Consider the following 25,292-nt stretch of genomic DNA (forward strand, 5'->3'; position numbering starts at 1 on the left):
CCCGCGTCGATGAAGGAGTCCTGGTGCAGCGACCCGGGCAGCACGAATCGGGGGTGGACACTCAAGTCGCTTGCCACTCGGATCCGCGTTCTTGAGTACTCCTTCCGCTTCTGCGACATAGGGTCCAGGGGTGGAGACAACGGCCCCGACACCCCGCGTCCTCGTCATCGGGCTGGATCCGTATCGGATTCCCGGGCCTTGGGACCCCAAGCCGGTAGCCGACGCGATCGAGGTGGGGATCGCTCGATTCGCCGAGCACGGCGTCGGCGTCGAGACTTGTCTGTTCGGCCTCGACGGCAGCGACAACGTGGAGGCGGTCGTCGGTGCTGCCTTGGCTGCCCGACCTTGGGAGTGCGTAGTCGTCGGCGGCGGTGTGCGGAAGCTCGAAGACCAAGTCGAGTTGTTCGAGCAGGTAATCAATCTGATTCGACGGCACGCTCCCGACGCGGCGATCGCGTTCAACAGCACCCCGGCGGACACCTTCGACGCGGCCGCCCGCTGGATTGACATTCCGGGAAGACCGACCAGCACCGGTTAGGACATTCGGCGGACCACACCGCACCCGCAGTGCCGGGGCAGGTCGGTCAGCAGCCGGATCAGTCCGTCGCGCAGCAACGTCAAGTCCTCGGCGACTAGACATGCGCCAACGATGGCGCGGCCGGGGTGCCGGTGTGCACCCCGGCGTCCCGGCCGCGCGCACAGTGCGTGTGGACCGTCAGAACAGCGAGTACAGCAGCTTGTTCGGTGACCCGGTGCGCGGGTTCTGTACCTTGCCGCTGGTCGCACCGTTCACCAGGGCGTCCCGCACCTGTTGCGGTGTCGCGGTCGGGTGGGTCGCCAGATACAGGGCCGTGACCCCCACGGTGTGCGGGGTCGCCATCGACGTACCGCTGATGGTGTTGGTCGCGGTGTCGCTCGTGCTCCACGACGAGGTGATGCTCACGCCCGGGGCGAAGAGGTCAAGGCAGGTGCCGTAGTTGGACCAGGAAGCCCGAGTGTCGGTGCTGTCGGTCGCGCCGACCGTGATGGCCTCGGGGACCCGGGCCGGCGAGGTGGTGCAGGCGTCCTGCGGCATGCCGAGGATGTTGCCGTTGCCCGCGGCGATCGAGTAGGCCACGCCCGAGGCGATGGACCTCTTCACCGCGTTGTCGAGCGTGGTGTCCGCGCCGCCGCCCAGGCTCATGTTCGCCACGGCGGGCTTCACGGCGTGCGCCGTGACCCAGTCGACGCCCGCTACGACACCGGCGGTCGTGCCGGAGCCCTTGCAGTCGAGCACCCGCACGGCGACCAGCGAGACGCCCTTGGCGACCCCGTAGCTCTTGCCGCCGACCGTGCCCGCGACATGGGTGCCGTGGCCGTTGCAGTCCTGCCCGTTCTGGCCGCCGCCGACGGTGTCCGTCCCCACACTGGCGCGCCCGCCGAACTCGCTGTGCGAGGTGCGGATGCCGGTGTCGATGATGTACGCGGTGACGTTCGACGCGGTCGTGTTGTACGTGTACGTCTGGTTCAGCGGCAGGTCACGCTGGTCGGTCCGGTCGAGACCCCAGGTCGCGTTCTGCTGGGTGTCGGTGATCCGGAGAGTCTGGTTCTGCTGGACGTACGCGACCCTCGGATCCCGGGCGAGCGAGGCGGCCTCGGAGCGCGACAGTTTCGCGGAGAAGCCCTTCAGGGCGCTGCGGTAGACGTGCCCGAGAGTCCCGTGGTGCTCCCGTGTGAGAGAACGGGCCGTGTCGGCGGGCTGGTTGGTGGCGCCGTCCTTCAGGACGACGATCCAGCTGTCGGAGATCGCGGTGGACTGCGGGGCGAGTCGCAGATCGGGTTGGGGGGAGCCGTGGGCCGGGGTACCGCCCAGTTGGAACCCGACCACGAGCAATGCGGCGGGTAGGAGGGCGCCTAGACGGCGGACGGTGGCGCGCATATGCGGTGCACCTGACCTTTCACTGTCCGGATCGCGGGCAATTGCGGGTTGCGCGGTGCGCGTGGGCACTCATGCGAGGCCCGTCCTATTCATGGCATGTTCAAGTCAACGTCAAACATGTGTGAAGGAAGCTGTCGCCTCAGGAGAGTTGAAGCAGGTCGGCTCGCGCAGGCCGAGGGCAGGGCGCGCCCCTTTTCGCGAGATGCCAGAGCGCCGAGGCGGTGCAGATGCGCGCTCCGGGCGGCGGCGACGGTGAGCGGGCCGATGCAGAATCCCTCGCCGACCGGTTGCGGGCGGAGCACGCCGTCCCGGCGGACGTTCTCGTCCAGGGCCTTCGCGAACACGGGAGCGCGCACTGCCTGGTCCGCGACGCCCTACAGGACGTCAGATCAGCGCGCTGCACAGCCGTTCCAGCCGGAAATGCGCAGCCGCAGCAAGAACCCGGCACGACGGCATGAACACGCAAGCAGGGTCGGCGGCCGCCAGGTGCAGTCCGCCGATTCCTGAGGCCTGCGGCCCCTGACGCCACGAGGGGCTCGGTCAGCCAGGCGCTCCTCCACCATGTGCACGGGCCCCTGGCTGCGGCGCCGGGTGGTCCTGCCGACGGGCATCGCTGAGACGGGGAGGGGCCGGCCCCGCGGGCACCCTTGCCTCGCCTGTGCCTGCCTCGCCTCGATGAGCGGACGTCAGCTGTCGAAGCCGAGGCCCAGCCGGTCGAGGGTCTTGAGCCAGAGGTTGCGCCGTCCGGCGTTCTCGTCCGCGCGGGCGAGGGACCGACTGGTGGCCTGGATTCCCGCCCAGCGGATCGGTTCCGGCGGGAACGGAAGGGGCTTGCGCCGCACCATCTCCAGTTCGGTCCGCTCCGTTCGCTCGCCGGCCAGCAGGTCGAGCATCACCTCGGCCGCGAAGCGGGTCGCACCCACGCCCAGGCCGGTGAATCCGGCCGTATGGGCGACCCGGCCCCGGTGAGTGGTGTCGAAGAACGCGCAGAAGCGGGTGCAGGTGTCGATCGCGCCGCCCCACGCGTGGGTGAAGCTCAGCCCCTCCAACTGCGGGAAGGTCCGGAAGAAGTGCCGAGCCAGGGTGGCGAAGGTTTCCGGCCGCTGGTCGTGCTCGGCGCGCACTCGGCCCCCGTAGTGGTACACGGCGTCGTAGCCGCCCCACAGGATGCGGTTGTCGGCGGAGAGCCGCACGTAGTGGAACCGGTTGGCGGCGTCGGAGAATCCCTGCCGGTTGTGCCAGCCGACGGCGGCGAGCTGTTCGTCCGTCAATGGCTCGGTCATCAGCGCGTAGTCGTACACGGGGACGGTGTAGAGGCGGTGCCGCTTGAGCATGGAGGGGAAGGCGTTGGTCGCAAAGGCGACCCGGTTCGCAAGGACGCGGCCGTAGGGGGTCCGCACCGCGATCCCCGGGCCGGCCTCCGCGACGGCTGTGGCCGAGGTGTGCTCGTGAATGCGTACGCCGAGGTCCAGACAAGCCTGCTTGAGGCCCCACGCGAGGTGCGCGGGGTTGACATCGCAGTGCCGTCCTTGTCCCAGAGCGCGCCCAGGAAGGTCGGTGAGTTGATCTCGGCGCGAACCTGGTCGGCGTCCAGTACGGTCTGCTCGCAGCCGTAGCGGGCGGCGAGCGCGGCGAACTCGTGCATGTCGTCGATCTGGTACGGCTCCGTCGCCACGTTGAGAGAGCCGGTGCGCCGCCAGTCGCAGTCGATGCCGTACTTCTTGATCGTGTCCTCGATCGCCTGAAGGTTCCGCATGCCGAGCCGCTCCAGCTTGGCGAGCTCGCCGGGCCAGCGATCCATGCCGTTGCTCAGACCGTGAGTGAGGCTGGACTCGCAGAAACCGCCGTTGCGACCGGAGGCAGCCCAGCCGATCTCCTCGCCTTCGATCAGGACCACGTCGCGGGAGGGGTCGCGTTCCTTGGCGATCAGGGCGGTCCACAAGCCGCTGTAGCCGCCGCCCACTACGAGCAGGTCGCAGCTTGTGTCGGCGACCAGGGCCGACGTGGCCTGCGGGCGGCCGGGGTCGTCCAGCCAGAACGGGGAGGGGCCGGCGTCCTTGAGCGCGCGGACGGGATCCATGGAGGACTCCTTGGGTGCAGGGAGGGGTTGGCCTCCGGGGTCCGGTCATCAGACCTCCCGCCCCAGAAAAGTGTCAACGGCGTTGACATAATCCTGTCCGCCCCCGGACCCAGGTCGACACCCCCGGTGTCTCGGCAGCGATCCGCCCAGCCCGGCCCCTTACAGGGCGCCTGGCGAGGGCGTGCGGGGCACCGAAGGGGCGCCGCAACCCGGGCCTCAGCCGGCCTCCGCGCCCCCGCCCGGAAGCCTGGCCGCGACGGCGTCGAGCAGCAGCTCCAGCGCGAAGGGATAGCCGCTGAGCGGCATCTCGGCGGCCAACAGGCGCACGGTGGCGGCGATGTTGGGGTGGGTGCCCGCGTCCAGGCCGCCGTAGCGGACCTGCCACACCTTGAGGTCGGCCGCCTGCGCGGGAGCCGGCATGGCCAGCGCGGCCGCGTCCAGGGCCGCGAAAGCGAGCGCCTGGTCCACGAAGGCGTGGTAGATCCGTACCGCTTCCGGGTCGCGGAAGCCCGCCGACCGCAGCACGCCGAGGATCGTCTCCACGGCCCGCATCTCGTTGTCCCGCCCCGTCGTACGGTGTGCCGCGAGCAAGGCGGCCTGCGGGTGCGCCTGGTACGAGGCATGGACGCGCAAGCCCAGCTCGCACAGGTCGGCACGCCAGTCGCCAGTGGGCTGCCAGCCGTGCTGGGCACGGCCGATGAGCTCGTCGGCGATCGCCAGCAGCAAGTCGTCGGTGTTGCGGAAGTACCGGTAGAGCGCGCTCGGATCGGCGCCCAGTGCGGCTCCCAGCCGCCGGACCGTCAGCGCCTCCGCGCCGTGCTGGCCGACCAGCCGAAGGGCCGTCTCCACGATGACCCGCTCGGACAGCACCGTGCCCTGTTTCGTCGGCTTTCTGCGCCGTCTAAGCGGCTCCGGAACCACACGCTCAGCCATGGCCGGAGCTTATGACAACGCCATTGACATGTGAAGAGGCCAAGGACTTCCATGGCCTGCCAGCAGGCCCGTTCGGCCGCGTTTCCCTACCAGCAAGGCGAAGATCATTGGCAGTACCAGTGAAGGACGCGGGCAGCACGCCGAAAAGCAGCCCCCAAGCCCCCAAGACCGCGATGCGGAAGTCCATAGGCGTCGTCGACGGCATCGTCCTAGCCGCGTCGAGCACCGCGGCCACCAGCAGCATCGGTATCGGACTCGGTCTGATGGCGAGCATCGTCGGCCTGCACCTGCCCGCGATCATGCTGCTGGCCTTCCTGCCCGTACTCGGCATCGCCGGCGGATACGGACGGCTCAACCGCGCCGAACCCAACGCCGGCAGCAGCTACAAGTGGGTCGGCCGCATCCTCAGCCCCTGGCTGGGCTTTCTGACCGGATGGGTCAACGTCGTCGGCACGATCGTGTTCATGGCGTACACCACCACGGTGACCGGCTCGGCGATCATCCAGCTCCTCGGACAGGCCACCGTCCACAGCGTCGCCGGCCTCTCCCTCGATCCGGACTCCACCCTCCAGTCCACCCTCCTCGGCATGGCCGTCCTGGTCGCCGCGGCGCTGGTCGCCGTCCGCGGGCTCGACCTCGCGGCCCGTCTCCAGAAATACCTGCTGATCTTCGAATACGGCGTGCTGCTCGCCTTCTGCGGCTACGGCCTGTTCGTCGGGGACCAGCCCTTCTCACTCCAGTGGTACAACCCCTTCGACATCCCCTCGGCCGAAGCCCTCGCCCAGGGCATGGTGCTCGCCGTCTTCTGCTACTGGGGCTTCGAGTCGGTCTTCAGCGTCGGCGAGGAGGTCGGTGACCCGCGGGACGCCTCCCGCGGCGGGTTCATGGCGCTGGCCCTCATGCTGCTCCTGTTCCTGCTCGCCGGCACCGCCTTCCAGCGGGTCCTGCCGCTGGGCGAACTGTCCGACAACGGCGCGCAAGGGCTCGCCCACTTCGGCACGAGGCTCGCCCACCAGCCGCTGGCCGCGCTGCCGCTCATCGCCCTCATGTTCTCCGCGGTGGCGTCGCTCCAGGCCTCCGTCATCCCCACCGCCCGCGGGATGTACGCGATGGGCCGCGACCGCGTTCTCGGCTCCGTCTGGACGCGCCTGCACCCCAGGCACGGGACCCCCGCCGCCGGCACCCTGCTGATCACCGCGATCGCCCTTGCCCTCGCCGTACTGGCGCTGGTCATCCCCACCGTGAACGACTTGATCTTCGCCGCGGTCAACGCGATCGGCATCGTCGTCGCCCTCTACTACGCCCTCACCGCAACGGCCGCCGCCGTGCACTTCCGCCACCTGCTGCGCACCTCGCCGACGGAGGCTCTGCGTGCGGTCGTCGGACCGGTGCTGGGCGCGCTCGCGCTGCTCGCCATCGGCGGCTACCTCGCCTGGACCTTCTACCGCTCCACCGATCACCTCGAACTCTCAGCCGACAACGGCTGGTTCGCGCTGCTCGCCCCGGTGCTGATGATCGGCTCCGGGCTCCTGGCCGCCGCGTGGGCCCGCTGGCGCCGCAGGTCGCCCTACTTCTCCCGTTCCCGCGATGCCGCCTCCGGCAACGACCCGATCAGCACCGGCTGACCAGCACCCCGCGGACACACGACGCGGACCGCGACACCTCATTTCCCTCCCACGGCCCGAGCGGGCCGCCGACCACCAGGAGCACCTCCCATGACCAAGGCCGATCTGGTCTTCACCCACGGCCCCGTGCACACCGGGGACCCCGCCCGCACCCGGGCGAGCAGCCTCGCCGTCACCGGCGAGCGGATCACGGCCGTCGGCCACGACGAGGTACGGGAGTTGATCGGCCCGCGGACCGAGGTGGTCGACCTCAGCGGCAAGTTGCTGCTTCCCGGCTTCCAGGACGCCCACATCCACGCCGTCTACGGTGGCATGGAGCTGGCCGAGTGCGACCTCACCGGCGCCGTGGAAGTCGACGAATACCTGCGCCGTATCCGCGAGTTCGCCGACGACCACCCCGAGAGCACTTGGATCACCGGCGGCGGCTGGTCCATGGAGAGCTTCGAGGGCGGCCTTCCGGACCGGCAGCTGCTCGACTCCGTGGTGCCGGACCGGCCGGTGTATCTGGTCAACCGCGACCACCACGGTGCCTGGGCCAACACCCGTGCGCTGGAACTGGCGGGCGTCACCCGGGACACCCCGGACCCCGCCGACGGCCGGATCGAACGGGAGGCCGACGGTACACCGAGCGGCGTCCTGCAGGAAGGCGCCACCGGCCTGGTGGCCCGGCTGGTGCCCGCGAAGACCGCCGCCGACCGTCTCGACGGCCTGCTGCGCGCTCAGCGGCTGCTGCACTCACTCGGTATCACCGGCTGGCAGGACGCCCTGCTCGGCGAGTTCAACGGCCAGCCCGACCCCTCGGACGCCTACCTCGCCGCCGCCCGCGAGGGAACCCTCACCGCCCGGGTCAACGGCGCGCTCTGGTGGGACCGCGGCCGGGGCCCGGACCAGATCCCGGAGCTGGTCTCCCGCCGCGCGGAACTGAACCACGGCAGGTTCCGGGCCGGCTCGGTGAAGATCATGCAGGACGGCATCGCGGAGAACTTCACCGCCGCGATGACCAGCCCCTACCTGGACGCCTGCGGCTGCGCCACCGCCAACAGCGGCCTGAGCTTCGTCGACCCGGTCGCGCTGCGCTCGCACGTCACCGAACTCGACGCGCTCGACTTCCAGGTGCACTTCCACGCCCTCGGCGACCGCGCGGTGCGCGAAGCACTGGACGCGATCGAGGCGGCCCGCGCCGCCAACGGCCGACGTGCCACCCGGCACCACCTCGCCCACCTGCAGGTGGTCCACCCGGACGACATCCCGCGCTTCGCGCAGCTCGGCGCGATCGCCAACATCCAGCCGCTCTGGGCCGCCCACGAGCCGCAGATGGACGAGCTGACCATTCCCTTCCTGGGGCCCGAACGCGCCGCCTGGCAGTACCCCTTCGGCTCCCTGCTGCGGGCCGGCGCGACCCTGGCGGCGGGCAGCGACTGGTCCGTGAGCAGCCCCGACCCGCTTGCCGGGATCCATGTCGCCGTCAACCGGATGGAGCCCGGCGCGGCCGACGGCCGGGTCTTCCTGCCCGAACAGCGCCTCGACCTCGCCACCGCGGTCGCGGCCTACACGGCGGGGTCGGCCCATGTCAACGGCCTGGACGACACCGGCACCCTGCGGCCCGGCCACCTCGCCGACCTGGTGGTCCTCGACCGGGACATCTTCACCGCGCCGGCCGAGGAGATCCACACGGCCCGGGTTCTGCGGACCTACGTGAGTGGAGTGCTGGTGCACTCCTCCTCGTGACGGCCGCGCCGTCGAAGCGCGGCCGCGGCCGTGGAATCGCCCCCGCGCTCCGATGACGCCCTGATCTCCAGCTTCGCCTGTACCAAGGTGCCTGTCGGCTCCTGGCTCCCGCTCTCCAGCGCCGCGACGAGTTGCTCGATGCCCGCTGCGGCGACACATTCCGGCTGGAGGCTCAGGGTTGTGACGGGTGGGTCGGCATGCGCGGCCGAGGAGTCCTCGCTCGCGCACACCAGCAGCAGGTCGCCGGGTACCGACAGGCCCAGGCGGCGCGCGGCGTCGAGCACCAGCGGCGGATTGGCCTCGGTCAGCACGAGCAGGGCGTCGGGCCGATCGGGAGCGCCGAGGGCCCGCTCGACCGCTTCGACGGCAGGGCCGTTGCCCGGCCGCACCGAAAGCGTGATCCGAGGTGTGGCACCCTGCCTGGCGCACCAGCGCCGGTAGAGGTCCAGGGCCTCCGTGTTGAAGCGGGTCGGGGTGTCGGGTGCGACGACCGCGATGCGCTGCGCGCCCTGGGCGTGCAGGTGGTCCAGTACCTCGCGCATGGCGGCGTCGGTGTCGATGTCCACCCAGTGCGTGCCGGGACGACCCTCGACCGAGCGGTCGGTGGACAGCGGGATACGGGCGGCGACGAAGTCCTCGATCAGGGGATCGTCCTCGAGCGGGTCCGCGACGATCGCGGCGTCCAGCGGCAGATCGGCCCACTCGCTGGGCGAAGAACTGGTGGGCAGCAGCACCAGGGCGTAGCCGTGGTGCAGGGCTGCGGTCGCGATGGCGCTGGTCAACTGGGCGAAGTAGGGGGAGTCCATGTAGGACCCGGGGGTTGTCGGGTACTCCCCGACGGCGTAGCCGATCAGCCTGGCGTGCCCGGCGCGCAGCAGCCGCGCGGTCGCGTTGGGCCGGTAGCCGAGGCGCCGTGCGGTCTCGCGGGCGCGTTCGCGTACGGCCGGCGAAAGGCGTCCGGTGCCGTTGAGCGCGGCGGAGACGGTGGTCTTGGACAGGCCCGCCTCGCGGGCGACGTCGACGAGGCGGACCCGGGGCACAGCGGCCGGGACGCCGTGTCCGCTGCGGCGCGGAGTTTCGGTCATGCGCTGAATGGTGCCAGCCCCGCGTGCCGTCGTCACCCGCCTCTGACCTCAAAAAAACCGTTCCCGCAAACCCTTGTGAAGGAACGTTCCCGCATCAATACTCGCTGCCATCCACAGCACCCCCACTACCCTCGAAAGGGGTGGGTTCCTTGCGTGCCTCCAGACCCACCGCCCTGCTCGCCGGAGCGGTCGCCCTGGCTGCGACCGTCTCCGGCTGCTCCGGCGCCTCGTCCACCGGCGCCAGATCCGCCCAGGGCAGCACCACCTACCAGGTCTCCGCGGACACACCCGCGGCCAAGGGCTCGATCCCGTCGTTCTCCTGGTCGCTCTACGCCGAGCCCTACTCCCTCGACTACACGCAGGCCTGGGACTACCCGCCCAACACCGTCCTGGCGAACGTCTGCGAGCAACTGTTCCGCATCACACCCGACATGAGGATCGCGCCGGGCCTGGCCCTGAAGTCGGCCCATCCCAACCCGCTGACCTGGGTGTACACCCTCCGCAGCGGCGTGAAGTTCCACTCCGGTTCGACCATGACCGCGGACGACGTCGTCGCCTCCCTCAAGCGCCATCTCGACCCGGCCGTGGGCTCGGCGTGGGGCAGCGCGTTCAAGAACGTCGCCTCGATCACCAAGACCGGCCCGCTCGAAGTGACGATCAAGCTCAACAAGCCCGACGTCCTGCTCAACGAACTGATGGCGGCCTCCCCCGGCACCATCGAGAGCGCCGCGTTCCTGGCCAGGGCCGGCCGGGACTACGGCAACCCGAAGGCCGGCGTCGACTGCACGGGCCCCTACGCGCTCGGCACCTGGGCCCAGGGCGACAGCATCACCCTGAAGAAGAACGCCGCGTACTGGGATCGCACGCTGACTCCCAAGGCCAGCGTCAAGTTCGTCTTCATCCAGGACCCGGCCGCGCGCACCAGCGCCTGGCTCTCCGGATCGGTCGACGGCGGGTACCTGGTGCCGGCCACCTCGATCGGTCAGCTCAAGTCGACCTCTCGGGGCAAGCTGTACTTCGGCCCGAACACCGCCGCCTCCGACCTCGCCGTGTTCAACCTCAAGGGCACGCTCGGCGATCTGAAGGTGCGTAAGGCCCTGTCCATGGCGCTGGACCGGCAGAGCATCATCAAGGCCGCCGTCGCGGGAGTGGCCGTGCCGGCCAAGGCCCCGGCCGCGCGGGGCGCCTGGCTCACCGCCCCGGACCGGACGTCCGGCTACTTCTCCGCCCTTCCCGACCTGGTGTACGACATCGACGGCGCCAAGAAGCTGATCAGGGAGGCCGGTGCGACCGGCAAGAAGGTCGTCATCGCGAGCAGCACGCTCACTCCTGAGATCACCGTCGTCGCCAACGCCGTGCAGGCGGCCGGCAAGAAGATCGGTCTCGACGTGCAGATCAAGCCGATCGCACCCGACGCGTACACGGCGCTCTTCACCGACCCGCACGCCCGTGCCGGCATCGACCTGGTCTTCACCAACGGCTACATCAACTCGCCCGACCCGCTCGAGTTCTACCAGTCGTTCCGCACCGGCGACTTCGGCAATTACGGCAACTACTCGAACCCCGAGTTCGACGCGCTCTACAACCGGGCGTCGGCGGTCGCCGACCCGGCCGCCCGTGCCGACCTGACCGCCGAGCTGCAGAAGATCGCGCTGCGCGACCTGCCCGCCATCCCGCTGTACGAAGCTCCCCACTCGGTGTTCCTGGGCAGCCGGATCACCGGTGCTCCGGCCGGCATCGCCCAGCTGTACTACCCGTGGGCCGCGAAGATCGGCTCGGCGAACTGATGGCCCGTTACCTCCTCGGCCGGCTCCTGGGGCTGGTGACCGTGCTGCTGATCACCTCCTTCCTGGTCTTCAGCGCGGTGCACCTGGCCCCGGGGGACCCGGTGTCCTTCCTCCTCAAGGGCCACCCGGTCTCGCCGGAGACCAAGGCCGCGATCCGCGCCCAGTACCACCTCGACGACCCGTTCTTCACCCAGTACCTGAAGTGGGTCGGCAATGTGCTGCACGGCGACTTCGGGCGCTCCGTCCAGTTCCGGCACGACGTCGGATCCCTGATCGGCTCGCGCCTGCCGAGCACGGCCCTCCTCATCGGGTACTCGGCCGTGCTCGCCTGCCTCGGCGGCGTGCTCGCCGGCATCGTCGCCGCGTCGCGCCCCGGCGTGGTCGACCGCATGGTGCTCGTGTGCACCGGCGTGGCCACGGCGACCCCGCCGTTCGTCAGCGCCATCGTGCTGGTCTCGCTGTTCTCGGTGCAGCTGGGCTGGTTCCCCGGGCCCGGCGCCGCCGGCACCGGTTTCGCGGACCGGCTCTACCACCTGACCCTGCCCGCCTTCGCCCTCGCTGTGACCCTCGCCGGGCTGCTGGCCCGGGTGACCCGCTCTTCGATGCTCGACGAGCTGAGGCGCGAGCACGTGGAGGTCGCGCGCTCCCGCGGCGTCGCCGAGGGCACCGTGGTGCGGCGGCACGTGCTGCGCAACGCGCTGGGCCCGATCGTCACCGTCGGCGGCACGATGCTTGCCGGACTCCTGGTGAGCACCTCGATCGTGGAGACCGCCTTCAACGTGTCCGGCATCGGCTCACTGCTCGTGCAGTCGGTGACGGTCAAGGACTTCCCTGTCGTACAGGCGATCACGCTGATCACCGTGGCGGCGTTCGTCCTGGTGAACCTGGTCGTGGACCTCCTCGCGCCGCTCATCGACCCCCGGCTGACCCTGACCCGGCGAGGTGCCTCATGACCACCGCTGTCCCCGTCACCGAACTGCGCAGGCGGCCCGGTCTGCGCCGCCTGCGGGTGCTCGGGCAGGGACCGCTGTTCACCGCGGCCGTCCTGCTGCTGGGTGTGCTGGTGGCCGTCGCCGTGTTCGCACCGTTGCTCGCGCCGTACGACCCCGACGCCCTCGACCTGCCGGCCACCCTGGCCGGGAGCAGCGTCGACCACCTCCTGGGCGCCGACCAGTCGGGCCGTGACGTGCTGTCGCGCCTGCTGTACGGCACGCGCTCCGGGCTGCTCGGACCGCTCCTGGTCGTCGGGGTGTCGACCCTGCTGGGCATCCTGGTGGGCGTCGTGGCCGCCTGGCGCGGCGGTTGGGTCGACGCGGTCCTCTCACGGTCGATGGACCTGGTGTTCTCCTTCCCCGGACTGCTTGTGGCGATCATGTTCGTGGCGGTCACCGGCCCGGGCATGACCGCGCCCGTCGTCGCCATGGCAGTCGCGTACACGCCGTACGTGGGGCGCCTGGTGCGCAGCATCGCCCGGCAGGAGAAGGCACGTTCCTACATCGAGTCCTACCTCGTGCAGGGCTGGTCGGGCTGGACGATCTGCGTCCGGCACCTGCTGCCCAACATCGCGCCGACGGTGCTCGCCCAGTCGGCGATCAACTTCGGGTACGCCCTGATGGACCTCGCGGCGCTCTCCTTCCTCGGCTTCGGGGTGCAACCGCCGACCGCCGACTGGGGCGCGATGATCAACGAGGGTGAGGGCGCGATGCTGCAGGGCGCGATGCTTCCCGCGCTCGCGCCGTCCGTGTGCATCGTGCTCGCCGTCGTGGCGTTCAGCATCGTCGGCGAGGGCATCGCCGACCGGGTCGCGAAGCGGGAGTGGTGAGGTGGATGACTGTGCATCAGTCTCTTCTGGAGATCGACAACCTCTCCGTGCGGCTGCCCGAGGGGCGCGCGGCCCGGCCGATCCTGGACGGCGTGTCCCTGCATGTCGCGGCGGGTGAGACCGTCGGCCTGGTCGGTGAATCCGGTTCCGGAAAATCGGTCGCCTGCCGCAGTGTGCTCGGGCTGCTGCCCGAAACGGCGCGGACGGACGGCGAGGTCCGAGTGGCGGGCCGCGACGTACTGACGATGGACCGGAACGGACTGACGGAACTGAGGACCCGTCAGGTCTCGATGATCTTCCAGGACCCACGTGCCTCGGTCAACCCGATGCGACGCGTCGGCGACTTCCTCACCGAGCAAATGCGTGCCGCCGGCGTACCCGCGGCGGCGGCGACGAGCCAGGCCGAGGAACTTCTCGCTGCCGTGGGCATCCGCGACCCGCGCGGCGCGCTGCGGCGCTACCCGCACCAGTTCTCCGGCGGCATGCTCCAGCGCGTCGTCATCGCGGCGGCACTGGCAAGCCGGCCCTCACTGCTCGTCGCCGACGAGCCGACGACCGCACTGGACGTCACGACCCAGGCCGAGGTCATCGCGATCCTCACCCGTCTGCAGGCCGAGCGCGGCACGGGGCTGCTCTTCGTCACCCACGACCTGGAACTGGCCTCGGCCATCTGCGACCGCGTCTACGTCATGTACGCGGGGCGCATCGTCGAGACGCAGGCCGCCGGTGACCTGTTCGAGCGCCCGCGCCACCCGTACACGGCCGGCCTCCTCGCGTGCACACCCCACATCGAACCCGACGCCGCTCCACCACGGTCCATTCCCGGCCGCCCGGTCTCGCTCGCCGAGTCGCCGGCCGGATGCGCATTCGCCGCGCGCTGCGCGCACGCGCAGGAGCGCTGCGCGGTCGACAAGCCCGTCCTGCGGCAGTACGGCGGCGAGGGCCTGGCCGCCTGCCTGCGCGCCGAAGAAGGGATCCTGCTGTGAGTACCGCGACGGAGAAGACCGGCGCGTCAGCTCTCGTGGTGGACGGACTGCGGAAGGAGTTCGGCGGCCACGCTGCGGTCGACGGCGTCTCCTTCACCCTGCGACCGGGCGGCTCACTCGGCATCGTCGGCGAGTCCGGATGCGGCAAGACCACCACGGCGCGCATGCTCGTCGGCCTCGAGACACCCGATGCCGGCAGCATCCAGCTGAACGGACGCGACCGTCTCGCGCGTGCTCGCGGCCGCGCCGAGCGTCTGGCCCGCGCCCGCGAGATCCAGATGGTGTTCCAGGACCCGTACCTCTCCCTCGACCCGCGCATCAGCGTGAGGGCGTGCCTCGAGGAGGTCCTGCGCCTGCACTTCCCGCTGGACGCGCCGGCGCGGCGCAGGCGGGTCGCCGAACTCCTCGACCAGGTGGGGCTGGGAAAGCGTGAGGCCACGGCCCTGCCCCGCCGGCTGTCCGGAGGGCAGCGTCAACGCGTGGCGATCGCCCGGGCGTTGGCGGCCCGACCACAGGTGCTCATCCTCGACGAGGCGGTCGCCGCGCTCGACGTATCCATCCAGGCGCAGATCCTCGACCTGCTCACCGGCATCCGCCGCGACGAGGGCATCGGCTTCCTCTTCGTCAGCCACGACCTCGCGGTCGTCCGGCACATCAGTGACGAGGTGGTCGTGCTCAGTGCCGGAAGGATCGTCGAATCCGGCCCCACGATGTCCGTCCTGACCAGCCCCCAGCACCCCTACACCCGCCTCCTGCTCGACTCCGTCCCACGGCCCGGATGGGATCCGGCCCGCATCTCCGCGGGCCGCCGCGCGCTCACCTGACCCTTTCGCCTCACCTCGAAGGACCATCACATGACCGATCTCACCGACCTCGCCCATCTCCCGGCCACCGAGGCCCTGCGCCGGTTCCGCGACCGCTCCCTGTCACCGGTCGAGCTGATGACCGCGGTCATCGCGCGCGCCGAAGCCGTCGAGCCGAAGGTCAACGCCCTTGCCGAGCGGACCTTCGAGGAGGCCCTCGCCGCCGCCCGCGAAGCCGAGGCACGGTACGCGGGCAAGGGCGAGGCGCCCCGCGCCCTGGAGGGTCTCGCCGTCGCGACGAAGGAGGAGCAGCCCATCGCGGGCCGCCGCAGTACGGACGGATCCCTGGCGTTCCAGGACCAGATCGCCGAGCAGACACACCCGGTCATCGAGCGGATCCAGGCCGCCGGCGGCATCGTGCACGCCCGGACCACGACCCCCGAGTTCAGCTGTGCGGGGTACACGCAGTCACGGCTGTGGGGCGTCACCCGCAACCCGTGGAACCTGGAGTTCACTCCGGGCGGCTCCTCGGGCGGCGCGGGCGCCGCGCTCGCGGCGGGTGAGACGACGCTCGCGACCGGCTCCGACATCGGCGGCTCGATCCGCATCCCCGCCTCGTATACGGGCACGGTCGGCTTCAAGCCGCCGTACGGGCGTGTGCCGGCGATGACGCCGTTCAATCTCGACACGTACTGCCACGACGGTCCGATGGCGCGCACCGTCGGCGACTGCGCCCTGCTGGAGAACGTCATCGCGGGGCCCCATCCGCTCGACGCGGTCTCGCTGCGGCCCAAACTCGTCCTGCCCGAGCGGTACGAGGGCGCCGAAGGCCTGCGGGTGGCGCTTTCGGTCACCCTCGGGGACTGGCCGGTCGACCCCGAGGTCGAGGCCAACACCCGCGCGGTCGCGGAGGCGCTGCGCGCGGCCGGGGCCGTCGTCGAGGAGGTCGAGGTCCCCATCATGCGGGCGGACGTGATGCGGGCAGCGATGATCCACTTCGGTTCCGTCTTCGGCCCCTACATCGGATCGGTGGCCGCCGAGCACGGCGACCAGTTCACCACGTACGCGCTCGACTTCGCCCAACGGGCCGCCGAGGCCGTCCGCGAGCCCGGCAGCTTCCTACTGGGCCTTGAGATCGAGGCCGCGGTGCAGACGACGCTCGGTGCCCTGCTGGACCGCTACGACGTGCTGCTGTGCCCGACCACGGCCATCCCGGCGCTCAAGGCGGACGACGACCACCTCTCGACCAAGGTCGTGGTCAATGGCGTCGAGCTGGACTTCTACCTGGAAGCCGCGATGACCACGGCGTTCAACATCGCCAGCCGCTGCCCGGTGCTGAGCGTGCCGTCCGGTTTCGCCTCGACCGGAGTGCCGACGGGGGTGCAGGTAGTCGGGCGCACCTACGACGACATCACGGTGTTCCGCGTGGCGGCGGCGATCGAGGCCGCCAGACCCTGGTCCAGCGTCCCGGTGCTCTGACTCGAGGGCACGGAATGGAGTGGTCGGATCCACGAACCTTGATCCATTTTCGCAACAGGCCCCAACGGCACCTCGTCAAGCAGAAGGTGACCGCGGCCATCAGCCGGGAGACCCTGCGCCGGATCCTGCGCGCCGGCAAGGTCTCCTGGAAGACCACCACCACGTGGAAGGCGTCCACCGACCCGGAGTTCATCGCCAAGATGCACCGCGTCCTGGCGCTGTATGACACCCCGCCCGCCGACGGACGGGTGATATGCGTCGATGAGTTCGGGCCGCTGAACTTGATGCCCCGCAAGGGCAAGGCGTGGGGGCCGGTGAGGCGTCCGCGCAGGCTGCGGGCCACCTACAACCGTTACGGCGGCGTGCGGCAGATGCTCGCTGCCCTCGATCTGGCTACCGGCAAGCTGTACTACCGCATTCGCCCGCGCAAGCGGTGGCGCGAGTTCCTCGATCTCCTCAAGGCCCTGCGCGCCCGCTGGCCCAGGGAGAAGTTGTATGTGGTGCTGGACAACTTCTCCCCGCACAAGCACGCCAAGGTCCGCACCTGGGCGGCCGGCAACGACATCGAACTCGTCTTCCTGCCGACCTACGGCTCCTGGCCGAACTGGATCGAGGCCGAGTTCGCGGCCCTGCGCTACTTCGCACTCAACGGCACTGACCACCGCAGCCACGACGAACAGAACGCCGCCATTGCCGCCTACGTCCGCTGGCGCAACACCCGCGCGGAACCGAAGACGAACTTCGCGCCCGACTCACCGATCCGATCATGGACCGATTACCCGGCCAAGGCTGCGTGACGAGCCACTAGCACCGGCCGCATGCCTGAACTGATTGCACCCACAAGCCAGTTGCAATCCTCATGGCTCGCAGCGCGACGAGTGGCCTCCAGGTGCCCACCAGGACGGGACAGGCCTCGGCCTGCGGCGCCCTCCCCGCTTGAGCCACGCGCCGCTCGCCTGCGCCGCTCGAAAAGTTGCCGTCGCTGCTCCTCCTGCGCCACGAGAACGCGGTGCTGCGCCGGCAGCTGGCCGGCCCGGTCCGCTACGAGCAAGTCGATCGGTTCTGGTTCGCTGCTCTCTCCGGTCTGACACCTCGATGTCGCCGGCGCGAGGTCTTCCCGGTCACTCCGGGCACCCTGCTCGGCCGGCATCGCCGATACTTCGCGTGAGTGCCTCACCGCCCAGGCCGAGGGCATCATCGCGGCGGACTTCTTCCACATCGACACCGCGCTCGGCAGGCGGCTCCATGCGCTGGCCTTCCTCGAGCACGGCACCCGGCACCCGGCACCCGCACATCACCGGCGTCACCGCCCATCCGACGCGGGAGTTGTCGGTGCAGCAGGCGAGGATCCCTTCCGCGCAGGAGATGGCTGCGCACCCGGATCCTCGGCGGCCTCATCAGCGAGTACAGATACGCCGCGTGACCTGCGGCGACGACCATTCGAGCGGCGCAGGACTTCGCCATTGACAGGGCTGGCTAATGCAGTTAGCTTTTAGCTAACAGAGTTAGCCAGGATCTGAGGGATGTCATGACCGAGTACCTTGCCGTCGACGGCGGCACGATCGCTTACGAGGTGGCGGGGTCCGGCCCGCTGATCGTTCTCGCACACGGCATGGGCGACAGCCGCGCTGCGTACCGTGCTGTGATCCCGCCTCTGGTGGCGGCGGGCCACCGGGTTGCCGCGGTCGATCTGCGCGGCTGCGGCGAGTCCAGCGCCGGCTGGCCGGCCTGGAGCCGCACCGCCATCGCCGGCGACCTGCTCGCCGTGATCCGCCACCTGGGCGGCCCGGCCGTGCTCGTCGGCCACTCGATCTCCGGCGGCGCCGCCACCATCGCCGCGGCCGAGGAGCCCTCGCTGATCACCGCGGTTGTCGAGTTGGCGCCGTTCACCCGCAAGCAGTCGATCCGCCTCGGCGACCTGCGGGTGAGGCGCTTCCGGCAGGGCATGCTGCGGCTGCTCGGCACGGGCGCGTTCGGCAGCGTGCCGCTCTGGCGCTCGTACCTCGACGTGGCCTACCCCGGCGTGAAGCCGGCCGACTGGGCAGAGCGGCTCGGCCGTATCGCCGCCCTGCTGCGCGAGCCGGGCCGGATGAAGGCCCTGCAGGGCATGGGCCGCAGCACCCCGACCGACGCCGGCGCGCAGCTCAGTAACGTCCGCTGCCCGGTCCTGGTCGTGATGGGCACGCTCGACCCCGACTGGGCCGACCCGCACGCCGAGGGTTCGGCGATCGTCGACGCCCTGCCGTCCGGCCTCGGCCTCCTTGAGATGATCGAGGGCGCCGGGCACTACCCGCACGACCAGTTCCCCGACCAGGTGGTTTCGCTCATGCTCGCCTTCCTCCGATCGGACGCCGCCCGTGCCTAGGGCCGGCCTGGACCCGGCGGCCGTGGTCGCGGCCGGTGCCGCCCTCGCCGACGAGGTGGGGCTCGCCAACCTGACGATGGGTTTGCTGGCCGAGCGGGTGGGCGTGCGCACCCCGTCCCTGTACAAGCACGTGGGCGGCCAGGAAGACCTCAACCGGCGCATCGCGGTCCTGGCATTGAACGAGGCCGCCGACGCCGTCGGCGGCGCGGTCCAGGGGTACGCGGGCCGCGACGCCCTGGCGGCCGCGGCGCGCGCCTTCCGCGCCTTCGTCCTGGAGCACCCCGGCCGGTACGCCGCAACGATCGGCGTGGAACCGTCCGGCCCGGACGATCCCCTGGCCACCGCGGGTCAGCGGCTGCTCAGCACTTTCACGTCGGTCCTGCGCGGCTACGAGATCGCTGAGCCCGACGTGGACCACGCCCTGCGCACGCTCCGTAGCCTCTGCCACGGCTTCGCCACGATGCAGGCGGCCAACGCCTTCCAGTGGAGCGCCGACATCGACGAGAGCTTCGAGTGGCTGATCGCCTTCGCCGACCGCGGCCTGCGCGCCATGTGAGAATGCCGCCGTCGACCGCTTCGACATCTGGGGTCCTTGGCGGCTGTTTCTGATCCCTGGCGGTTTTCCGAGCCCCGACGGACCGGGTCAGGCGTGGTGCGAGAGAGCGCCAGAAGTCTGCAGCCGTCTGCGGACCGGTCACCGGGTATGTGCCGTCAAGGTGCTGCTGCTCGCGATGGCATCGGGCCTCGCCGGCCCGCGCTCTCGTCGTGTTCCTGCGCCTGCGGTACCGATCGGGAGGGTGTAAGGAGAAAATATGCGCCTGCGGCAGCGGTTTGGACATCGCCCTCGCTCACGGCAGGCCGGTGACGCTCTGCTGGCACTGCCGCTGGGTTTGATCGTGGCGATCGTGCTGGTCGACGTGCTGACTCCGGACGGTCTGCCGCTGGGCCCGTCGCTGCTGATCGTGGCGCCCGCGCTCACCGCGTCCTTCGCCTCCACTCGCATGACCGGGGCGGTGGCCGCCCTGACGGTGGTGGGCATGGTGGTCATCGGTCTTCAAAGCGGCCACCTGCTGGGCGGCACGATGTCGTTCGGCTCGCAGCTCATCGCCCTGCTGGTGGTGTCGGTGATCGTGACGGTCTTCCGCTATCTGCGGGAGCGGCATGCCCGTGAGCTGGCTCTGGTGCGGACGGTGTCGGAGGCGACGCAGCGGGTGGTGCTGCGGCCGCTGCCGCGGCGGATCGGTCCGCTGCGGGTGGGATCGGTGTATCTGGCGGCGCAGGAGGAGTCCTTGATCGGCGGCGACCTGTACGCGGCCGTCCGCACTCCCACGGGTACCCGGCTGATCATTGGCGATGTGATGGGCAAGGGGCTGACCGCGATCAGTGACGCCGCCCTGCTGCTGGGCGCCTTCCGGGAAGGCGCGCACCGCCAGGCCACGCTGCCCGACCTCGCGGCCTACCTGGACCACAGCGTGTGCTGGAACCTGGCCGATCCCGCCGAGGCGGAGAAGGCCGGGGAGTGCTTCATCACGGCTGCGCTCCTCGACATTCCCGACGTGTCGTCGCTCATCCACGTGGTCAGCTGTGGACATCCGCCCCCGTTGCTACTGCGCGGCACGAAGGTCTCCGCACTGCTCGCCGCCCGCCCCGCCCCACCGTTGGGCCTGGGCGAACTGACCGCCGCCGCCTACCACGTCGACACCTTCACGCTCGAGCCCGGGGACATGCTGCTGCTGCACACCGACGGGGTCATCGAAGCCCGGGACGCTCGGGGCGCCTTCTACCCACTGGCCGAACGCGCTGCCTGCTGGGGCCACCACAGCCCCGCCGCGCTGGTCCACCACCTGCGCACCGACCTGCTCGCCCATGCGGGCGGTCACCTGGCCGACGACGCCGCCATGATTGCCGTCCAGCGCAGTCGTAGGCCGGCGCCTACTGAGGCAGCTGACCGGCCACCTGCTCGGCCCGATATGGAAGGCGACCACGCACCCGACTCGGCGATGTGAGCGTATGTCTGATCCCGGCGCTCACCAGGGCAGCACCATTTCCAACCAGCTGGCGGTGTCCGGAGGCAGCCGGGGCGAGCTGCTCGTCCCGGCGGAAGGCCGCCCGGGGGCCCGGTCGCTGCTGGAGCGGATCGCCGCCGGCCGTGTCACGACGGGGCCGTGCACGGCGCGGCACCGGGACGGGCACCTGGTGGAGCTCGCGGTGCGGACCATCCCGGTCCCGGAACCGCCCGGTGGTGACGGCGGCGTGCTCGCGTTCCTCATGGATGTTTCCGCGGTGCTGGAGGTGCGGGTGTCCCGCGCCGTTCTGGACGGGCTGTTCGGCCATTCGCCGATCGGGCTGTCCGCCTTTGACGGCGAGCTGCGCCATCTGCGGGTCGACACCGCCCTGGAGAGCCGTAGGGCCAGCCGGGCTGCCGAAAGGGGACGGCAGCCCGAAAGGAGCCGCAGCCGGTGCTGGCCCTCGGGCTTGCGCTCTCTGCTCGCCGGCAGCCGAGCAGCCGTTCCGGGATGCCGGTGACCCGTGAAGGCGAGTTGAATGGAAAGCAGTACACCACTACGTCCGGGGGTGAGACAGACGAGTGCGGACCCTGTGTCCGACGTCGTCGGGCGACTGCCGAGCGACGGAGCGGTCATGGTGCTGGACAACCGCGGGACCATGCTGGCGTGCACGCCCGCGGTCAGGGAGTTGCTCGGCGTAGGGGGCAGGGAGCTGATCGGCAGGCCGTTCGCCGACCTGGTCGCGGAGCCCGGCGAGGGGCTGCTCCCGCCCGGCGGCCCGGCGACGCTGCGCCACCGCCGCGGCCAGACCGTGCAGGTCCAGCTGGAGGTGCTGCCGCTGAACGGCGGTTCCGAGGCCCAGTGCCTGGTGCGGGCGGTACCGGTGACGACGGCCGCGGACCGGGAGCAGGCCGACGCCCTGGTGCGCGCGCTGTTCGGGCAGACCGAGATCGGGCTGGTGCTGCACGACACCGATCTGCGGATCGTGCGGACCAACCAGCCGTCGGACGCCATCGGTCTGCTGGCCGGTACCGGGGCCGGGCCGGGCGGGGTGGCCCTCGACGAGGTGCTGGTGGTGGCGGACGCCCAGGCCGTCGCGGAGCGGCTGCGCCGGGTCGCGGAGACCGGGAAGCCGGTAACCAACCAGGTGGTCCGGGTGCACCGCCGGGAGGCGCCCGAGCAGGAGCGCGTCGTCTCCCTGTCGGCGCTCCGGCTGGAGGACCGGGAGGGCCGATGTACCGGGGTGGCGGTCGTCTTCAGCGACATCACCGAGCGGAAGCAGGCGGAGCGCGGACTGGCTCTGGTCAACGGGGCGGAGAAGCTGCTGCTGGGTTCGCTGGACATCGTCCGCACCGCTGAGGGCCTGGCCGGGGTGCTGGTGCCCGAGTACGCCGATCTGGCGGCGGTGGATCTCGCGGAGGCGGCGCTGGTGGGCGAGGAGCCCGGTGACTTCTCCCTCGGGGCTCCGCTGCGGCGGGTAGCGGTGGCTGCCAGGAGCGGCGTCTGGCCGGCCGAGCTGCTCACGGTCGGGGCCTCGCTGCGAGTCCGGGAGCCGGAGCAGGAGTTCGTCTACCGACGCTCGGCACTGACCGTGCCGGACCTGTCCGAGCTGCGAATCGCGCTCGCCGCCGACGTCGAGGGGCGCCGCCAGGTACTACCCGACGCCGCGACATCTCTGCTGATGATGCCGTTGCAGGCCCGCGGGCTGCTGCTGGGAGCGGCGGTGCTGTGGCGCTTCGGTGACCGGCCCCGTTTCGACCCGGACGACGCGGAGCTGGGTGCGCGAATCGGCTCCCGGGCCGCGATCAGCCTGGACAACGCACGGCGATACGCCCGCGAGCACCGCACCGCGGAGGCCCTGCAGCGCAGCCTGCTGCCGCAGGCGGTCGTCCGGGTGAGCGCGGCGGACACGGCCGGCTCCTACCTACCGGCCGGTATCACGACGGGGATCGGCGGAACGTGGTTCGACGTGATCCCGCTGTCCTCCTGCCGGGTCGCCTTCGTCGTGGGCGACGTGGCGGGGCACGGCGTGGAGGCCGCCGCCGCGATGGGACGGCTGCGGACGGCGGTGCAGACCCTCTCCGACATGGACCTGCCTCCCGAGGAACTGCTGACCCACCTCGACGACCTGGTCGTCCGGCTGTCGGCGGCGGAGGCCGCCGCTCCGGGGCCGACTCGTGGGCAGGGCACCGTCCTGGGCTCCACATGTGTCTACGCCGTGTACGACCCGATCACCGGGTTGTGCACGATCGCCAGTGCGGGCCACCCGCCGCCGGTGCTGTCCGTCCCCGGGCGGCCGGGGGCCGGCTTCGCGGCGGTCAGGCCGGGGCCGCCGCTCGGGGTGGGCGGTCTGCCCTTCGAGCCGGCGGAGCTGGCGATGGAACCGGGGGCACTGCTCGCCTTCTGCACCGGCAAGCTGCTGGCCCACGGTGAGGACGGCGCCGAAAAGCGGCTGCGACAGCTCCGCGAGCAGGTGGACGCCGCCGTGCAGGAGGACCGGACGCCGACGGAGACCGGACGCACCGTGCTCCGGCATCTGCTGCCCGAGGCGCCCGACCATGACGTGGCGCTGCTGATGGCCCGGCTGCACGTCCTGCCCCCGGACTCCACCGCCGTCTGGGAGTTCCCGGCCGATCCGGAGGCGGTGGGCCGGGCCCGGGAGATGGTGACGGCGCAGCTGAACGCTTGGGACCTGGAGGAGCTGGCGTTCACCACCGAGCTGATCGCCAGTGAGCTGGTGACCAACTCCATCCGGTACGCGGGCGGCCCCGTGGTCCTGAGGCTGATCAGGGACCAGGTGCTGATCTGCGAGGTCTCCGACCCGAGCCAGACCCAGCCGCGGCTGCGCCGGGCCCGGCTGACCGACGAGGGCGGCCGCGGGCTGTTCCTGATCGCCCAGTTGTCGCAACGCTGGGGCAGCCGCTACGCCCACCGCGGTAAGACCATCTGGACCGAGCAGCCGCTGCCCGTCAACTGACGCGCCGAAGATGGGCGAAGATCCCGCCCGTGATGTCGGCCGCGCTGTTCTGGTCAATGAGCAGAGTAGGGATCACTGTCAGGACCGCCGACGGGCCGGCCGCCTTCTGGCGGGCGACGCCTGGGGCGGCGCGGCGCCAGAAGGCGGCTGTGTCTCACGCTCACACACGGGTCCGGTGGCAGCCGGAGTGGAGGTCCTGCTTCTGCAGGGTCCGGGGGCTGCCACCGGAGCGGGGTGCTGCGGCTCTTACTTGAGGTAGACGATGCCGTCCGTGGTGACGGCGGGGCGTCCGGCGGTGCCGACGACCACGATCTCGATGGTGTGCTTCGCGCTGGTGGGCCAGGTCTTGGTCCAGATCGCGTCGCGGTACTTGGTCGTCGCCGACTTCAGGTCGACCGTGGCGGTCTTGGTGCCGTCGATGTAGATGTCCGCCTGTCCGGAGGTGGAGGCGCGGGATACCAGCCAGGCCACGGAGCGGCCGGTGAAGGTCCAGCTCAGCCGCGGGGGCGTCGGTGCAGGTGTAGTTGTTGCTCTCGGCGGTGTGGTGGACCACCACTGCCTTGATCTTTCCGCCGGGCAGGTAGTCGGGGTCGTCCGCGGCATCTACGCGTACCACGTCGAGCAGTTGGGCTGGAAAGACCTCGGCGTCCAGGAAACGGCCGCGGCCAAGACCGGCACCTGGACGAGCAAGTCCTCCACCAGTTACCTGGGGTGGACTCGGCAGGGGTCTCGGACTCGGCCGGCTCCGTGGTGGGATCGTCGCCGGCCGGTGTCTCCTGCGGGGACGGGTCCTCCGGCTCCACCACGTCCGTGGAATCGGGAGAGGGGGACGGGTCATCGGGCGCGTCGACGTCGTAGGCCGCCGGTTCCATCGCTCCGGTGCCGCTACCGCCGCCCTTACCCGAATCGATCATGTCCAGGCGCAACCCGGCAGGCAGCCTGTTGGAGGTACCTCCGCCCGCGGTGACCCGCACTTCCACCCCGTCGGAGGGTCCTACCCAGGCCGGTTCCGTACCGCCTCGCCGGGCGGCGGCCTCGCCCTGACCGCCACCACCGTCCAGCCGCAGCCAGTCCGACCACTGACCGGATCCCGCGGCACGGGTCCGGGCCTCGATCGTGCCCTCGATCCGCGACGAGGGATCGCTCCAGGTGATGCCGAGCATGCTGAACGGCTCGGTCTCCTGCTGCTTCAGGGTGGCCTTGGTGCCGTGCTCGGTCGTCGGCAGCTCGGCGGTGAGGGCCTGGCTCCTCACCGGACCCGGCTTGCCGTCACCACTGGTGTCGTTGCCCGACTGGTCGGAGCCTGTGCTCAGTAAGAGCCCTCCGACAATGCCTGCCGTGACCACGGCAGCCGTACCCCAGATATAGCGAGGTCTACCCATGATTGATCTGCGATGTCCTTCGTGAGGGGTGAGAAAAAGGGTCACATTTCGCACCAGCAGGGCGGGGCGACCCACCCAGCAGACCTTCAAGATCCGCTAAGGGTTGCGTCATCACACCCCAAGCCGCCAAGTGATTCAGACCACAGCTCTGATTCTCCGGCTCAAGATCCTTTCACCTCTCGCTGCCACCGCACCGGTCGGCACGGTTCTTCTTCCGACCAGCCAGGCAATCAGCCGCCCGCTGACTACCTACGGTAACTAAACGTGTTCGAAAAGATTCGTACGGTGATAAAGATCACGATCTCGGTTCGACGGA

Annotated in this window: 18 protein-coding genes and 3 pseudogenes; 16 read left to right on the top strand and 5 right to left on the bottom strand. The window is 70.6% G+C overall.

The annotated features are described in order from the left end of the window. Positions 1-130 precede the first annotated feature (130 nt). On the top strand, positions 131-538 hold the full coding sequence (locus ABZ818_RS05365) for a hypothetical protein (protein WP_361411106.1): 408 nt from the start codon (positions 131-133) through the stop codon (positions 536-538). Positions 539-715: 177 nt separating this feature from the next. On the opposite strand, the gene ABZ818_RS05370 is transcribed toward ABZ818_RS05365, so the two are convergent. The 3 genes and pseudogenes from ABZ818_RS05370 to ABZ818_RS05380 all read right to left on the bottom strand — a co-directional run bounded on the left by ABZ818_RS05370 (position 716) and on the right by ABZ818_RS05380 (position 4,931). Continuing rightward, positions 716-1,918 (bottom strand): S8 family peptidase, encoded by a 1,203-nt coding sequence (locus tag ABZ818_RS05370; RefSeq protein WP_361411109.1) that lies wholly within the window; start codon positions 1,916-1,918, stop codon positions 716-718. A 686-nt stretch (positions 1,919-2,604) separates the two neighbouring features. Further along, positions 2,605-3,998 (bottom strand): annotated as a pseudogene (locus ABZ818_RS05375) (FAD-dependent oxidoreductase). A gap of 216 nt (positions 3,999-4,214) precedes the next feature. After that, the gene (locus tag ABZ818_RS05380) at positions 4,215-4,931 is read right to left on the bottom strand and encodes a TetR/AcrR family transcriptional regulator (RefSeq protein WP_361411112.1); all 717 of its coding nucleotides are present in this window, start codon (positions 4,929-4,931) and stop codon (positions 4,215-4,217) included. 173 nt (positions 4,932-5,104) lie between these two features. On the opposite strand from ABZ818_RS05380, the gene ABZ818_RS05385 reads away from it, so the two are divergent. Further along, positions 5,105-6,556 (top strand): APC family permease, encoded by a 1,452-nt coding sequence (locus tag ABZ818_RS05385; RefSeq protein ID WP_361411194.1) that lies wholly within the window; start codon positions 5,105-5,107, stop codon positions 6,554-6,556. Positions 6,557-6,646: 90 nt separating this feature from the next. Beyond that, on the top strand, positions 6,647-8,284 hold the full coding sequence (locus ABZ818_RS05390; protein ID WP_361411115.1) for an amidohydrolase family protein: 1,638 nt from the start codon (positions 6,647-6,649) through the stop codon (positions 8,282-8,284). On the opposite strand, the gene ABZ818_RS05395 is transcribed toward ABZ818_RS05390, so the two are convergent. Beyond that, positions 8,248-9,369, bottom strand: coding sequence for a LacI family DNA-binding transcriptional regulator (locus tag ABZ818_RS05395; protein WP_361411118.1), 1,122 nt, complete (start codon positions 9,367-9,369; stop codon positions 8,248-8,250). The two genes, ABZ818_RS05390 and ABZ818_RS05395, sit on opposite strands and share 37 nt — an antisense overlap. A gap of 149 nt (positions 9,370-9,518) precedes the next feature. Between ABZ818_RS05395 and ABZ818_RS05400 the strand changes: the two genes are divergently transcribed. The 13 genes and pseudogenes from ABZ818_RS05400 to ABZ818_RS05460 all read left to right on the top strand — a co-directional run bounded on the left by ABZ818_RS05400 (position 9,519) and on the right by ABZ818_RS05460 (position 23,594). Continuing rightward, positions 9,519-11,156, top strand: a complete 1,638-nt coding sequence (locus ABZ818_RS05400) for an ABC transporter substrate-binding protein (protein WP_361411121.1) — start codon at positions 9,519-9,521, stop codon at positions 11,154-11,156. Beyond that, on the top strand, positions 11,156-12,109 hold the full coding sequence (locus ABZ818_RS05405) for an ABC transporter permease (protein WP_361411196.1): 954 nt from the start codon (positions 11,156-11,158) through the stop codon (positions 12,107-12,109). The genes ABZ818_RS05400 and ABZ818_RS05405 overlap by 1 nt, the downstream gene beginning before the upstream one ends. Continuing rightward, positions 12,106-12,978, top strand: coding sequence for an ABC transporter permease (locus ABZ818_RS05410; protein WP_361411124.1), 873 nt, complete (start codon positions 12,106-12,108; stop codon positions 12,976-12,978). Before ABZ818_RS05405 ends, ABZ818_RS05410 begins: the two co-directional genes overlap by 4 nt. Before the next feature lie 5 nt (positions 12,979-12,983). Further along, positions 12,984-13,964 (top strand): ABC transporter ATP-binding protein, encoded by a 981-nt coding sequence (locus tag ABZ818_RS05415; RefSeq protein ID WP_361411126.1) that lies wholly within the window; start codon positions 12,984-12,986, stop codon positions 13,962-13,964. Then, complete coding sequence (locus ABZ818_RS05420) at positions 13,961-14,788, top strand: ATP-binding cassette domain-containing protein (protein WP_361411129.1); 828 nt, start codon at positions 13,961-13,963, stop codon at positions 14,786-14,788. The genes ABZ818_RS05415 and ABZ818_RS05420 overlap by 4 nt, the downstream gene beginning before the upstream one ends. A gap of 30 nt (positions 14,789-14,818) precedes the next feature. Continuing rightward, positions 14,819-16,246 (top strand): amidase, encoded by a 1,428-nt coding sequence (locus ABZ818_RS05425; RefSeq protein WP_361411132.1) that lies wholly within the window; start codon positions 14,819-14,821, stop codon positions 16,244-16,246. A 38-nt stretch (positions 16,247-16,284) separates the two neighbouring features. Next, complete coding sequence (locus tag ABZ818_RS05430) at positions 16,285-17,043, top strand: IS630 family transposase (RefSeq protein WP_361411135.1); 759 nt, start codon at positions 16,285-16,287, stop codon at positions 17,041-17,043. Between the two features lie 185 nt (positions 17,044-17,228). Then, positions 17,229-17,593 (top strand): annotated as a pseudogene (locus ABZ818_RS05435) (integrase); the annotation flags it as partial. Between the two features lie 181 nt (positions 17,594-17,774). Continuing rightward, positions 17,775-18,611 carry an alpha/beta hydrolase gene (locus ABZ818_RS05440; RefSeq protein WP_361411138.1) on the top strand — a complete coding sequence of 279 codons (837 nt, stop codon included), beginning with the start codon at positions 17,775-17,777 and terminating at the stop codon, positions 18,609-18,611. Between the two features lie 22 nt (positions 18,612-18,633). Next, positions 18,634-19,167: a TetR/AcrR family transcriptional regulator gene (locus ABZ818_RS05445; protein WP_361411198.1), complete on the top strand. Its 534-nt coding sequence runs from the start codon at positions 18,634-18,636 to the stop codon at positions 19,165-19,167. Positions 19,168-19,423: 256 nt separating this feature from the next. After that, a complete protein-coding gene (locus ABZ818_RS05450) occupies positions 19,424-20,617 on the top strand; it encodes a PP2C family protein-serine/threonine phosphatase (RefSeq protein ID WP_361411141.1) in 1,194 nt (397 codons plus the stop codon). 4 nt (positions 20,618-20,621) lie between these two features. After that, complete coding sequence (locus ABZ818_RS05455) at positions 20,622-21,137, top strand: hypothetical protein (protein ID WP_361411144.1); 516 nt, start codon at positions 20,622-20,624, stop codon at positions 21,135-21,137. Positions 21,138-21,209: 72 nt separating this feature from the next. After that, entirely contained in the window at positions 21,210-23,594 is a 2,385-nt protein-coding gene (locus tag ABZ818_RS05460) for a SpoIIE family protein phosphatase (protein WP_361411147.1), read from the top strand. 246 nt (positions 23,595-23,840) lie between these two features. Here ABZ818_RS05460 and ABZ818_RS05465 read toward each other — a convergent pair. Then, positions 23,841-24,092 (bottom strand): annotated as a pseudogene (locus ABZ818_RS05465) (N-acetylmuramoyl-L-alanine amidase); the annotation flags it as partial. Between the last annotated feature and the right edge of the window lie 1,200 nt (positions 24,093-25,292).

The organism is Streptomyces sp. NPDC047453 (genome assembly GCF_040643155.1).
GTDB lineage: Bacteria > Actinomycetota > Actinomycetes > Streptomycetales > Streptomycetaceae > Streptomyces.

Excerpts from the sequence above, each read along its gene's own strand:
- ABZ818_RS05380 (WP_361411112.1), bottom strand. The coding sequence starts at position 4,931 with ATGGCTGAGCGTGTGGTTCCGGAGCCGCTTAGACGGCGCAGAAAGCCG.
- ABZ818_RS05390 (WP_361411115.1), top strand. The coding sequence starts at position 6,647 with ATGACCAAGGCCGATCTGGTCTTCACCCACGGCCCCGTGCACACCGGG.
- ABZ818_RS05440 (WP_361411138.1), top strand. The coding sequence starts at position 17,775 with ATGACCGAGTACCTTGCCGTCGACGGCGGCACGATCGCTTACGAGGTG.
- ABZ818_RS05450 (WP_361411141.1), top strand. The coding sequence starts at position 19,424 with ATGCGCCTGCGGCAGCGGTTTGGACATCGCCCTCGCTCACGGCAGGCC.
- ABZ818_RS05410 (WP_361411124.1), top strand. The coding sequence starts at position 12,106 with ATGACCACCGCTGTCCCCGTCACCGAACTGCGCAGGCGGCCCGGTCTG.
- ABZ818_RS05370 (WP_361411109.1), bottom strand. The coding sequence starts at position 1,918 with ATGCGCGCCACCGTCCGCCGTCTAGGCGCCCTCCTACCCGCCGCATTG.
- ABZ818_RS05405 (WP_361411196.1), top strand. The coding sequence starts at position 11,156 with ATGGCCCGTTACCTCCTCGGCCGGCTCCTGGGGCTGGTGACCGTGCTG.
- ABZ818_RS05425 (WP_361411132.1), top strand. The coding sequence starts at position 14,819 with ATGACCGATCTCACCGACCTCGCCCATCTCCCGGCCACCGAGGCCCTG.
- ABZ818_RS05415 (WP_361411126.1), top strand. The coding sequence starts at position 12,984 with ATGACTGTGCATCAGTCTCTTCTGGAGATCGACAACCTCTCCGTGCGG.
- ABZ818_RS05385 (WP_361411194.1), top strand. The coding sequence starts at position 5,105 with ATGCGGAAGTCCATAGGCGTCGTCGACGGCATCGTCCTAGCCGCGTCG.
- ABZ818_RS05395 (WP_361411118.1), bottom strand. The coding sequence starts at position 9,369 with ATGACCGAAACTCCGCGCCGCAGCGGACACGGCGTCCCGGCCGCTGTG.
- ABZ818_RS05455 (WP_361411144.1), top strand. The coding sequence starts at position 20,622 with ATGTCTGATCCCGGCGCTCACCAGGGCAGCACCATTTCCAACCAGCTG.